Genomic DNA, 11,687 nt, shown 5'->3' with positions numbered 1-11,687 from the left:
GTCCGTAAATATTCCACAGTAGCTCAGTGGTAGAGCAATCGGCTGTTAACCGATCGGTCGTAGGTTCGAGTCCTACCTGTGGAGCCATTTTGGCGGTGTAGCTCAGCTGGCTAGAGCGTACGGTTCATACCCGTGAGGTCGGGGGTTCGATCCCCTCCGCCGCTATTTTAATTTAGAATTAATAATTTAGAATTTAAAATTAAAAACCTTCTTAGCTTTACTAAGAGGAATTAAAACTAACAGCTTGAATTGTCTTAAATAATTCTACATTATAAATTCTAAATTTGTTTTTAAATAAGTTCATGGCGGTTGTGGCGAAGTGGTTAACGCACCGGATTGTGGTTCCGGCATTCGTGGGTTCGATTCCCATCAGCCGCCCCATTTATACTTTATGAGGACCCTTAGCTCAGTTGGTTAGAGCAGTCGGCTCATAACCGATTGGTCGTAGGTTCGAGTCCTACAGGGTCCACCATATACTAGAAGTTGGAGTTTAGAAGTGGGAAGTTAGAACATATCTAACATCTAATCTCTCACCTCTCACATCTAATACGGAGGAATACCCAAGTCCGGCTGAAGGGATCGGTCTTGAAAACCGACAGGCGGGTTAAACCGCGCGGGGGTTCGAATCCCTCTTCCTCCGCCATATTTTTATTACGATACATATAACGATTTTTGTATTCATGAATATGAGTACAGGGATCGTTTTTTATTTTTCTTAGTATAAGTGAGGAGGAATAGATATGAAACTTATGTTTACAGATATGGCTATGTTACAAATTAAAAAAAGAATAAAAGAGGAGAAGATGTTTCAATTAAAACTAACTTATGATAGTGATGATTGTGGCTGTGCTGTGAATGGAATCTCTTTTTTGCAAGTCATCGAACAACCAAATAAAAATGATAAAAAATTAATTACAAATTTTGTTCCCACTTATATTGAACAGCGTCATGAGATTTTTTTTGATGAAGAGATGAAAGTGGAATTTGATGAAAGATCTTATGCCTTCCGTCTTAGCAGCCCACAACAAATTATAAACCCAAGGTTAGCATTACATATCAGCTAATAGGGATAATATCATTTAAGAAAATCCAAATACAAGCACCTAGAATAATACAGTAGATGGCAAAATAAGTTAGTTTTGCTTTATTTAGCATGTGGATGAGCCATTTAATGCCAATAATGGCAAAGATAAAGGAAGCACTAAAGGCAATTAGTGTTTCAAACCACATCGTTTTATAATAGGCAGGTGACAAGTTTGGTATTTCCATTAAAGAAATCCCGAAAATAATAGGAATTGATAAAATAAATGAATAACGAACCGCAGTTTCTTTTGAAAGACCATACCATAAAGAAGCGATAAGTGTGCTTCCTGCCCGTGAAATTCCAGGAATAATAGCTAATGTTTGGGCAAAACCGACAATGATACCGTCTTTCCAAGTCATGTCACGTTCTGTTCTCACTCCTTGATTTAAACCGTGTTCTATCAAAATTAAAAATAGTCCAGTAACGATTAGTGATGCGCCAATTGTCGAGGAGTTGGTTATTCGGTCACCTAATAAGCCCTCAAGTCCTTTTCCAAATACTCCAGTTATTAATGTGGCAATAAGAATCAGTATCCCAAAGCGGAAATTTGAATAACTGGAACTATTTCTTCTGTAGAGGTATGAAATAAAATCTTTCATAATGATATAGATTTCTTTCCAGAAATAGAGAATAACCGCAAAAAGGGATGCCAGATGGAGGAGAACTTCAAATTCAAGTTTATTTCCATCTATATGAATACCTAATAATCGTTCGACAATGACTAAATGTGCAGAGCTTGAAATAGGTAAAAATTCAGAAATTCCTTGAACAACACCTAAAATAAATGCTTCAAACCAATTCACTATTCACTCCCCCTTCAGTACTAGTAAAGACTGTTATATACATATGGGACAAGAACTTAATTTAGAATGTAGAATTTAGAATGTAGAATTGTTTTAGCTTTTTCAGGGAAGTCTTCTCAGGAAATGCTTACAAAGGTTTTAATTCTAAATTTTACATTCTACATTTTTTTTTCCTGGTTAATCTTTGAATAAGTTGGGTATTTTAATTAAGGAGATTTTTTCGAGGGTTATTATTTGAAACGTTTACTTGAATTTGATAATGTAATAATTGAGAAAACTTAGTAAACATTTCTATTTACTAAATTGTTGAAATTTGTACTTATTTAAGGGAGGAATTTACAATGTCAAAATTTGAATTACCAGCATTACCATATGCTCACAATGCGTTAGAACCACATATTGATGAAGAGACAATGAAAATTCATCATGGGAAACACCATAATACTTATGTAACAAATTTAAACAATGCTCTTGAAGGGCACGAAGATTTAGCTGGTAAAACAGTTGAAGAATTAATCAGTAACCTAGACGCACTACCAGAAAGCATCCGTACTGCTGTACGTAACAATGGTGGTGGACATGCTAACCATGCACTATTTTGGGAACTGTTAAGTCCAAATGGCGGCGGCGAGCCAACAGGTGAGTTAGCTGATGCAATTAACAGCAAATTTGGAAGCCTTGAATCATTTAAAGAAGAGTTTGCCAAAGCTGGAGCAACTCGCTTCGGATCTGGTTGGGCTTGGTTAATTGTTGATAATGGTGAACTTGCTGTAACAAGCACACCAAACCAAGATTCACCAGTAATGGAAGGCAAAACTCCAATTTTAGGTTTAGATGTTTGGGAGCATGCTTATTACTTAAACTATCAAAATAGACGTCCTGACTACATTGCAGCATTTTGGAATGTAGTAAATTGGGATGAAGTAGCTAAGCGTTACGCTGCTGCAAAATAAATGATTGTGAAGCCCGTTAGACGAATTTGTTTAACGGGCTTCTATTTTTGTTAGAAAATGCACTGTGATTTTGTTGAATATTTTGAAAATCGTATAAGGCTCTCCTCTTAAGGCAAACTACAATTGAGGTGGTTAAAGGAGAGTCGGTCTATGAGTTTATTTAATAAATTAATTGGAAATGTAGAGGTTAATCGAGATTTAAAGCTATTATTATTTATTGGTGGTCTTTATGCGTTAAGTATTGCCTTGTCAAATACATTTGTAAATGTTTACTTGTGGAAACAATCTGGACAATTTACAGATATTGCCCTTTACAATTTAGCAGCTGTCATTATGCAGCCAATTACATTTATATTAGCAGGAAGATGGGCAAAGAAAATTGATCGTGTCATTGTCTTGCGTCTGGGTGTTTCTTTTTTATCGATTTTCTTTTTTACGGTATTGTTTCTTGGTGAACATGCCAGTAAGTATTTATTGCTGTTAGGCGGGTTATTAGGCATTGGTTTTGGTTTTTATTGGTTAGCCTTTAATGTACTTACATTTGAAATTACTGAACCTGACACAAGGGATTTCTTTAATGGATTTTTAGGGTTGCTTACCTCATTTGCCGGAATGATCGGTCCTATATTAGCGGGTTGGTTAATCACACAAATGGAGAAATTTACTGGTTACAAATTTATCTTTGGTATATCGCTGGGACTATTTGTTGGTGCAGTCATCTTAAGCTTCTTTTTACAAAGGCGGCCTGCAACCGGTGGTTTCTCATTTTTGAAAATCCTTTCCGAAAGAAAGAGAAACTCCGACTGGAAACATGTACTACATGCTCATTTCTTTCAAGGATTGAGAGAAGGAAGCTTCGTCTTTGTCATTGTAGTATGGGTTTATATTGCCACAAATAGTGAGCTAGCCATTGGTACATACGGACTCGTATCATCAGCAGTTGCTTTTGTCAGTTATTTTTTAGCGACGAGACTAATAAAGCCTCATTTTCGAAAAAAAGCAATATTATTAGGAGCATCCATTTTATATGCAGCGATCTTTCTCATTATTTTCGACTTAACTTTTACGCGATTACTATTATATGGGGTCGTCATTCAAATTGCCTATCCAATGTTACTTGTTCCTTATATTTCATTAACTTACGATGTAATTGGAAAGGGATGGAAGGCAGCGGAAATGCGTGTTGAATACATTGTTGTTCGGGAGCTGTTCCTTAATGCCGGCCGTATTACGTCCATTCTTCTTTTTTTATTAGCAGTCACGATGTTTAATGAAGAACAAGGTATTCCTTATCTTTTGCTTGTCATTGGTGCCGGACACTTACTTCTTTATATGTCAATTCGCCAAGTAAATGTTGAATTAAATAAGGGTGGAAAAAAATATGCCTTTGCAAGGCAGAAGCTTGGAGAAGGGGACAGTGGTGGCAGGTTGTAACAGGGTTGCTTACGATCCAATTTATTTTTGACTAGCTGATAATCTATGGTATAATAAGCGTATAAAAAAGTTAAGCAAGCCTGCCATGTTGGTTGACTTCTCTATGTTTCGAACCTTGAATTTAAAAAGGGAGTTCTAGATTAAAGGATGGACAACATGCCTTTTAGAGGAAGTTGGAAATGCTTTTGCGAACACCCACCTACGAGAGTAGGTTCATGAAACAATGAAGAAAACGGCATATGCGGGTTACAATTTAGACACCTAATGGCTAGGTGTCTATTCTACTTTTTAGCCATAAAATTGCTAAGTCCAAAGGGAAGGGTTACGAAGAATGGAAAGTAAAAAGAAAAAAAACCATATTCCTGTTAGGTTGAATGTTCTTTTTTTTGTTGTCTTTATTTTATTTTCAGCAATTATCTTACGGCTTGGTGTTGTGCAAATTGTTCAAGGTGAGGAATATCAGCGTGAAATGGAACGGACTGTTAATGTGACAGCCCGTATTGATGCACCGAGAGGAATAATGCTTGACCGAAATGGACATGTAGTTGTTGATAATGATCTTGTTTTTTCGATTACTTATACCCAGCATCCAGGGACAACACAACAAGAGAAATTAGAAATTGCTGAGAGACTCGAGAAGTTAATAGAAGTGGATACATCAAAGATCACAGAACGGGATCTGAAGGATTATTGGATTATAACACGTGAAGAGGAAGCCTTAGCAAAAGTAAGTACTGCTGAACGAAGACAAATTAATGATCCAATGGCTGAATACCGCCTCACGTTAGACCGAATAACTGAAGAAGAACTATCTGAAATAACTGAAGAGGAGTTAAGAGTACTTGCTATAAAAAGGGAGTTTGACAGAGGGTATGCCCTTTCACCCCAACGTGTAAAAGTAGGCGTAACCTATGAAGAAGCTTCGAGGGTAATTGAGCATCTGGCTGAATTACCAGGAATCGATATTTTAAGGGATTCACAGCGTAAGCACCCTTTTGGTGATACATTTAAGAGCTTCTTTGGAAATACGGGTCAAATTCCTCGAGATAGCATTGATTACTATTTAACACGAGGGTATGATCGTTCGGATATCGTAGGAACAAGTTTTTTAGAATTTCAATATGAGGATGTCCTTAGAGGACAAAAAGCAGAAGTTGTCAATATAACCGATAGTCGTGGCAGAATTATGGATGCACCAGTTGAAACGAAAGGTCAGCGCGGGAAAGATCTTGTTTTAACAATCGACATTGAACTGCAACAACGAATTGAACAAATCATTAAAGAAGAAGTTGAAAAGTCCCGTGGTGCGTTCCTCGGTGATCAAACTGCTTATGTTGTACTTATGGACCCTAACACTGGTGAGGTTCTTTCGTTAGCAGGTTACAATGATCATTTGGGTACTGTTTTAAAATCATTTGAGATGGGCTCTACTGTTAAGGGTGCAACAGTTCTTACAGGATTTCAAACAGGAGTAATTGCACCCAATAGTTATATAAGGGATCAGCCAATTACAATCGCAGGATTAACGAAAAAATCCCATACGACAATGGGGAATATTAATGACTTAACTGCATTAGAATGGTCTTCTAACGTTTATATGTTTGAAATTGCGATGAGAATTGGTAATTATAGTTATAGTCAAAAAAGAGGCTTCGCAAATCCTGAAGAAGCATTTTCAACAATGCGTTATTATTTTAATCAGTTTGGTTTAGGTGTACGTACTGGAATTGATTTGCCATCGGAAGCAACTGGTTATAACGGTGGCGTTGCAAGACTAGGTAACTTAATGGACTTAGGGATTGGTCAGTTTGATACGTATACACCTTTACAATTAACACAGTACATCTCAACGATTGCAAATGGCGGATATCGTATTCAGCCAAAGCTTGTAAGAGAAATTCGGGAGCCAAGTACGATAGAAGGTGAGCTAGGAAGGGTAATTCATCAGTCAACACCTACTGTATTAAATAGAATTGATATGAGTGATGAACATATTGCCCGCGTTCAAGAAGGGTTTCGAAGAGTTATGCACGGTTCAAGAGGAACTGCAAGAAGTTACTTTGCAAACCGTCCTTATCGGGCAGCAGGGAAAACAGGTACAGCACAGGTATATGTAAATGGAAAGCGTGGTAATAATCAAATTCTAGGTGCTTATGCTCCATATGATAAGCCAGAAGTAGCGATGTCTGTTATCGTTCCTGGTGTAAGGATAGAGCGCGGTGGAATTGCCAATACCATTGGTCAGAGAGTAATGGATGAATATTTTAAATTAAAAGAATCACGCAATGGACCGAATGAAGCGGAGTAGTTATTCATATTTTTTTGAAAAGGAAACAAGCCCGGATTAATTATTCCGGGCTTGTTTCTATTTATATTTATATTTAGATTTACGTAATGCGGTCTGCAATTTCTGAGAATGACATATCGCTTGTAAATGTATAATCACCAGGTTTGATCGCTTGGGTTAACTTGTTTTTTTCAAGATATCGTTGAAAGTCACTTCGACTCTCTATTATTTGTGCTTTTTCTAAGTAGGATGCTACTTGTCCCGAACTCATTCCAGGCGAAATATTAAGAAATACTTGATATATAATTTCCTTTTGATTAGCTTCATCATTTGCTGCATTTGTCTCTTGTTCTTGGATGGATTGTAAAAGTGTATTATACTCTTCTTCCGTAATTGCCACTAAATGTTGTTCCTCTAAGTAATTGGATAGCAAATCATTCAAATCATCAGTTGCTTCTGGTGAGTGCACCGCTTCTGTTTCTGAAACCGTCTCTACATCATCACTGTGAAAGTAATACATATAGGCCATAACCGAAGTAGCCACAAAGAGCCCTCCAGCAAAGCCGCGTAATCCTACTTTACTCATTGAAGTGCTCCTTTCGTTGACCATTTCTAATATAATCAGTAATTACTTCTTCGACAGCTTCTGAAGCAATAGATGTAATTTCAGCTATTTCCCGTAGAGCATACCCATTTTCATAAAGATCAATGATTTTTTGCTGACTATTTTGCTGAATACCGGGAGTTTCAAAATATTTTTCATCACTGCCTATGAGAATTTCCTCTTCCAAAACTTTTATTTTCTTTTTTAATTGATAAATTTCTTGCATTAATGTAATTGAAAAATTCTCGATTTGTCTTTCTACTTCTTTATTTTGTTCCTTTCTAAAAAAAGAAAGGAGAAAAAGAACACATGAGCTAGCGAATAAAATAAGCAGTATAGTTTCCATATTCTCCTCCAAATTCTAATATGTCATAGAATGGACATAATTTTGAGTCTAACGAAATCTCAATGTTGAGGTTTTGTAAAAAAAAGTCGAAATTCATTATATCATTCTTTCTATTTTAGCACTATTTTTGTCATTAAAATAAGAATCTTTGTCATTTCTTTTTTAGACTGGAAATATAAAGCGTTTTCAAAAAAAAGTTATCATCATTCTAGAGTGTCGTATCAAAAGAGCGACAAAACAAGACAAATTAGGGTTCTTGTAGGAACGAATTCTCAAAGGTAAGATAAAATTATATTCTAAATAGTCATATAAATATGACTTCAGTCAAATTGTATCATTTAGAAGGAGTAGGTTTTGAATGCCAAGTGAATTAGTGATTGGAAACGGAAAGCTGTTAGTGAATATAGATGAAGATTTACAAATTCGTGATATCTATTTTCCTTTTGTCGGTCAACAAAATCATGTTCAAGGTCATGCAAACCGAATTGGTATATGGATTGATGGTGCCTTCTCGTGGTTAAGCTGCGACAAAGGGTGGAAGATAAATACAAATTACCATCGTGACTCTCTCGTTACGAAAAGTAAAGCAGTTTCAACACTTTTACAAGTGGCACTTATTGTAGAAGAAGCTGTTCATCAACAGGAAATGCTGTTAGTTAGAAAAGTAAAAGTTGAAAATTTATCAAATAAAAACAGAGAAATACGTCTGTTTTTTCATCAGGATTTAACGCTTTATGAAAATGAAGTTGGTGATACTGCATTTTTTGCGCCGAAGGAAAATGTAATGATTCATTATAAAAGGAACCGATATTTTTTATTCAATGGACAGTTGGATAATAAAGGAATTTGCCATTATACTACCGGTGTGAAAAGTTATCATCAAATGTCTGAAGGGACATGGAGAGATGCGGAAGATGGTCAGCTTCAATTTAATCCTATTTCACAAGGGTCTGTTGATAGTACGTTTTCACTTGAAACGGAACTGCAACCAAATCAACAGAAAAGTGCTTACTTTTGGATGGCTGTTGGACGAAACATGCAGGAAGTTCAGAAGATTAATCAGTATGTATTAAATGAAACACCCGATTATACAATTGAAGCAGTGAATGCGTTTTGGCGGCATTGGGTAAATAAATCTCCCTTACCGAAATCAAACTTATCTGATGAGATTATGAACATGTACAAACGAAGTCTTTTAACAGTTCGGACGCAAACGAATGTCAATGGTTATATTATTTCAGCAAATGATTCTGATATTCTTCAAATTAATCATGATACATATGGATACATGTGGCCGAGAGACGGTGCTCTAGTCGCTGTTGCAATGACAAAAGCAGGTTATCAAGGGATGGTTCGGAATTTTTATCGCCGCTGTAGCGAGGTATTGTCTAAAGAAGGTTTTTTGCATCATAAATTTAATCCTGACACAAGTTTACACCCATATGTCAACAGAAAGGGAAATGAGCAGTTACCGATTCAGGAGGATGAAACAGCCTTAGTATTATGGGCGTTATGGCAGGATTATCTAGAAACTGGGGATATTGAGTTTGCACAGACGCTTTATCGTTCATTAATAAAACCTAGTGCACAATTTCTTATTAATTATATTGATGACGAATTACAACTTCCTTTACCATCCTATGATTTGTGGGAAGAACGACGTGGAGTTTTTACATTCACTTGCAGTGCTGTTTACGGTGGTTTAATGGCAGCGCGGTATTTTGCGGCTTTATTCGGTGAAGATGAATTGTCACATCAATTTCAGTATAGTGCAGAGCAAATAAGAGAAGGAATGGAAGAGCATTTATATGATCAAGAATTAGGCCGTTTTGTCAGAGGAATCTATCAAGATGAGCATACCGGTGAATTAAAGAAAGATTATACAGTGGAAAGTAGTTTATATGGACTGTTCGCTTTTTCCGTATACGGGGCTGATGATGAAAAAGTAGTTCGGACGATGGAAACGATCGAAAAAGAACTATCAGTGAAAACTGAAGTTGGCGGAATTGCTCGGTATATGAATGATTCATATTTCAAGCAAACAAATAACGATAGTAAGGTTCCTGGAAATCCATGGATTATTTCAACACTTTGGTTTACAAAATGGAAAATTTTAAAGGCGAATCATCTTGCAGAATTAGAATCAGCTCATGAGACATTGAAGTGGGTTGTTAAATGTGCTCTAAGAAGTGGTTTATTACCAGAACAATTGCATCCGTATAATGGTAAATCGTTATCTGATGCTCCATTAACATGGTCTCATGCAACCTTTATCGATGTTGTTAGAGATTATTTAGATACTTATGATAAACTTTCCTCTTAATAAACCTTGATTGTTGGATTTATTTTTGCTATTATTTAAAAGTATGATCGAAGTTTAGAGTGTTTGGAGGGAGAATCAGATGCGCGTAAACATCACATTAGCTTGTACTGAAACTGGTGACCGTAACTATATTACAACTAAAAATAAACGTACTAATCCAGAGCGTCTTGAGCTTAAAAAATATAGCCCAAGATTAAAAAAACATACTTTACATCGCGAAACAAAATAAGCAGAGGGGATTTATTCCTCTGCTTATTTTTTTGGTTCAGTTATTGTTTGATGTTGATTTTTGGCTCGTTCGTGTGAATCACTAAATTCACACGCCTTTCAGGTACTGAAAGGATTGGAGGTTAGAATGAACTTGGAAAAGAGAATGCATTCTCTTTTCCAAGTTCATTCTAACCTCCAATAAAACGAGCCAAAAATCAACATCAAACAATAACACAGCTATTTTTTTAGAATAAGCTATGTTATATAAGTAAGGATGTGAAAATGTGATTGAAAAACAAGAATTACGTTCAAATATGAAAGAAAGATTAGCGTTATTGAGTGATGATACATATGAAATTTACTCTGAATTAATTAGGAATAAACTGATAAATCAGCCCGCATGGAAAAAGGCTGAAACAATTGGTATGACGATATCCAGAGGAAGAGAAGTTGAAACAAAAAAAATTATTGAGGCTGGTTGGTTAGATGGAAAAAAAATCGCTGTTCCTAAATGTCTTCCAAGAACGAGAGAAATGGACTTTCGGCTCATTACTTCCTTTCATCAAATAGAAGATAGCTACTTTGGTTTGCAGGAGCCGATCATTGATTCAACTGAGCAAATTGCCCATACTGATCTTGATTTGTTGCTTGTTCCTGGCTTGATATTTGATCTTGAGGGCTATCGTACAGGATTTGGTGGAGGATACTACGATCGATATTTAACAAAATATAATGGACCAACGCTTTCTATTGCTTTTCATTTTCAAGTCATTGACAAGGTTCCAAGAGAGTCGTTCGATAAGCCGGTCGACATGATTATTACTGATCAGCGTATTTTTGAGATGAAATGATGCTTTACTTTGGGGTTGTATTGCTTGCAATTATTGCATATAAACGACGATCACTGACAGTATCAGGTGCTTTAGGGGCATGTATAGTTGGTAGTGCAATTGCCCTTGGATTAGGTCTCAATGGCCTACTTTTAATAGGAACTTTCTTTCTTACCTCAACGTATTGGAGTTCATATAAGAAGAAGCAAAAAGAAACCATTGGGAATATTATAGAAAAAGGTGATGAACGAGATATTATTCAAGTGCTGGCTAATGGTGGCATACCAGCAGTTATTGCTCTTGGCTATTATTTCCTCTCCACCCCGCCTTTGATTGCTGCTTTTGTCGGCTCTTTAGCTGCAGCTACAGCAGATACGTGGGCATCAGAAATTGGTGTGTTAAGTAAGAAGAAACCGTTTCATATCATTCGTTTTCAAACAGTGGAGCGGGGTATATCGGGAGCAGTATCTCTCTTAGGTATGGGGGCCGCATTGATAGGTGCCGGTGTCATTAGTTCGCTCGGTACATGGTTATGGTGGGGTGCAGGTGAAGGTTTTCTAGTTCTTGTATTCCTTTTTACAATCGCTGGTTTTCTTGGGAACATCGTTGATACAATCCTTGGCGGTACTTTACAAGTGTCTTATGTTTGTTCAGTATGTTCAGCTGAGACGGAACGAAAATTTCACTGTAATAAAAAGACGGTGCAATTTAAAGGGAAGTCGTATATGAATAATGATCAAGTAAATGTATTATGTAGTTTTACCGGGGCACTTATTGGTTTGATTTCTTTTTTGGTGATTGGGGGCAGATAGG

General features: G+C 36.5%; 11 protein-coding genes, 5 tRNA genes and 1 other RNA gene. 14 read left to right on the top strand and 3 right to left on the bottom strand.

Annotated features, from left to right (window positions below; all coding sequences use genetic code 11):
* The first annotated feature begins 12 nt into the window (after positions 1 to 12).
* The 6 genes from ACJ2A9_RS05460 to ACJ2A9_RS05435 all read left to right on the top strand — a co-directional run bounded on the left by ACJ2A9_RS05460 (position 13) and on the right by ACJ2A9_RS05435 (position 1,064).
* Positions 13 to 87: transfer RNA gene (locus ACJ2A9_RS05460), tRNA-Asn, on the top strand.
* 4 nt (positions 88 to 91) lie between these two features.
* Positions 92 to 165, top strand: a tRNA-Met gene (locus ACJ2A9_RS05455).
* 140 nt (positions 166 to 305) lie between these two features.
* Positions 306 to 381, top strand: a tRNA-His gene (locus ACJ2A9_RS05450).
* A gap of 14 nt (positions 382 to 395) precedes the next feature.
* Positions 396 to 472: transfer RNA gene (locus tag ACJ2A9_RS05445), tRNA-Ile, on the top strand.
* Between the two features lie 78 nt (positions 473 to 550).
* Positions 551 to 643, top strand: a tRNA-Ser gene (locus tag ACJ2A9_RS05440).
* 97 nt (positions 644 to 740) lie between these two features.
* Positions 741 to 1,064 carry an iron-sulfur cluster biosynthesis family protein gene (locus tag ACJ2A9_RS05435; RefSeq protein ID WP_441420604.1) on the top strand — a complete coding sequence of 108 codons (324 nt, stop codon included), beginning with the start codon at positions 741 to 743 and terminating at the stop codon, positions 1,062 to 1,064.
* Here the strand turns inward: ACJ2A9_RS05435 and ACJ2A9_RS05430 are convergent.
* Positions 1,057 to 1,887: an undecaprenyl-diphosphate phosphatase gene (locus tag ACJ2A9_RS05430; RefSeq protein WP_441420603.1), complete on the bottom strand. Its 831-nt coding sequence runs from the start codon at positions 1,885 to 1,887 to the stop codon at positions 1,057 to 1,059. The two genes, ACJ2A9_RS05435 and ACJ2A9_RS05430, sit on opposite strands and share 8 nt — an antisense overlap.
* 341 nt (positions 1,888 to 2,228) lie before the next feature.
* On the opposite strand from ACJ2A9_RS05430, the gene ACJ2A9_RS05425 reads away from it, so the two are divergent.
* The 4 genes from ACJ2A9_RS05425 (at position 2,229) to ACJ2A9_RS05410 (ending at position 6,582) form a co-directional block, all read left to right on the top strand.
* On the top strand, positions 2,229 to 2,840 hold the full coding sequence (locus ACJ2A9_RS05425; protein ID WP_441420602.1) for a superoxide dismutase: 612 nt from the start codon (positions 2,229 to 2,231) through the stop codon (positions 2,838 to 2,840).
* Positions 2,841 to 2,990: 150 nt separating this feature from the next.
* Positions 2,991 to 4,274, top strand: a complete 1,284-nt coding sequence (locus tag ACJ2A9_RS05420; RefSeq protein WP_441420601.1) for an MFS transporter — start codon at positions 2,991 to 2,993, stop codon at positions 4,272 to 4,274.
* Between the two features lie 74 nt (positions 4,275 to 4,348).
* Positions 4,349 to 4,526: non-coding RNA, 6S RNA (ssrS, locus tag ACJ2A9_RS05415), on the top strand.
* Between the two features lie 79 nt (positions 4,527 to 4,605).
* A complete protein-coding gene (locus tag ACJ2A9_RS05410) occupies positions 4,606 to 6,582 on the top strand; it encodes a peptidoglycan D,D-transpeptidase FtsI family protein (RefSeq protein ID WP_441420600.1) in 1,977 nt (658 codons plus the stop codon).
* Between the two features lie 79 nt (positions 6,583 to 6,661).
* Here the strand turns inward: ACJ2A9_RS05410 and ACJ2A9_RS05405 are convergent, their stop codons facing one another.
* Positions 6,662 to 7,147 carry a hypothetical protein gene (locus ACJ2A9_RS05405; protein ID WP_441420599.1) on the bottom strand — a complete coding sequence of 162 codons (486 nt, stop codon included), beginning with the start codon at positions 7,145 to 7,147 and terminating at the stop codon, positions 6,662 to 6,664.
* Positions 7,140 to 7,511 carry a hypothetical protein gene (locus ACJ2A9_RS05400; RefSeq protein ID WP_441420598.1) on the bottom strand — a complete coding sequence of 124 codons (372 nt, stop codon included), beginning with the start codon at positions 7,509 to 7,511 and terminating at the stop codon, positions 7,140 to 7,142. The genes ACJ2A9_RS05405 and ACJ2A9_RS05400 overlap by 8 nt, the downstream gene beginning before the upstream one ends.
* Positions 7,512 to 7,869: 358 nt before the next feature.
* Between ACJ2A9_RS05400 and ACJ2A9_RS05395 the strand changes: the two genes are divergently transcribed.
* The 4 genes from ACJ2A9_RS05395 (at position 7,870) to ACJ2A9_RS05380 (ending at position 11,686) form a co-directional block, all read left to right on the top strand.
* The gene (locus ACJ2A9_RS05395) at positions 7,870 to 9,834 is read left to right on the top strand and encodes a glycoside hydrolase family 15 protein (protein WP_441420597.1); all 1,965 of its coding nucleotides are present in this window, start codon (positions 7,870 to 7,872) and stop codon (positions 9,832 to 9,834) included.
* 79 nt (positions 9,835 to 9,913) lie between these two features.
* Positions 9,914 to 10,063 (top strand): 50S ribosomal protein L33, encoded by a 150-nt coding sequence (gene rpmG, locus ACJ2A9_RS05390; protein ID WP_156646551.1) that lies wholly within the window; start codon positions 9,914 to 9,916, stop codon positions 10,061 to 10,063.
* 265 nt (positions 10,064 to 10,328) lie between these two features.
* The gene (locus ACJ2A9_RS05385) at positions 10,329 to 10,895 is read left to right on the top strand and encodes a 5-formyltetrahydrofolate cyclo-ligase (protein ID WP_441420596.1); all 567 of its coding nucleotides are present in this window, start codon (positions 10,329 to 10,331) and stop codon (positions 10,893 to 10,895) included.
* Positions 10,895 to 11,686: a DUF92 domain-containing protein gene (locus tag ACJ2A9_RS05380; RefSeq protein WP_441420595.1), complete on the top strand. Its 792-nt coding sequence runs from the start codon at positions 10,895 to 10,897 to the stop codon at positions 11,684 to 11,686. Before ACJ2A9_RS05385 ends, ACJ2A9_RS05380 begins: the two co-directional genes overlap by 1 nt.
* The last annotated feature ends 1 nt before the right edge of the window (position 11,687 follow it).

The organism is Anaerobacillus sp. MEB173 (assembly GCF_052119505.1).
Taxonomy (GTDB): Bacteria; Bacillota; Bacilli; order Bacillales; family JBJMAU01; genus JBJMAU01.
The sequence above is the reverse complement of the archived record's forward strand: the minus strand, read 5'-3'. Positions and strand labels throughout refer to the sequence as shown.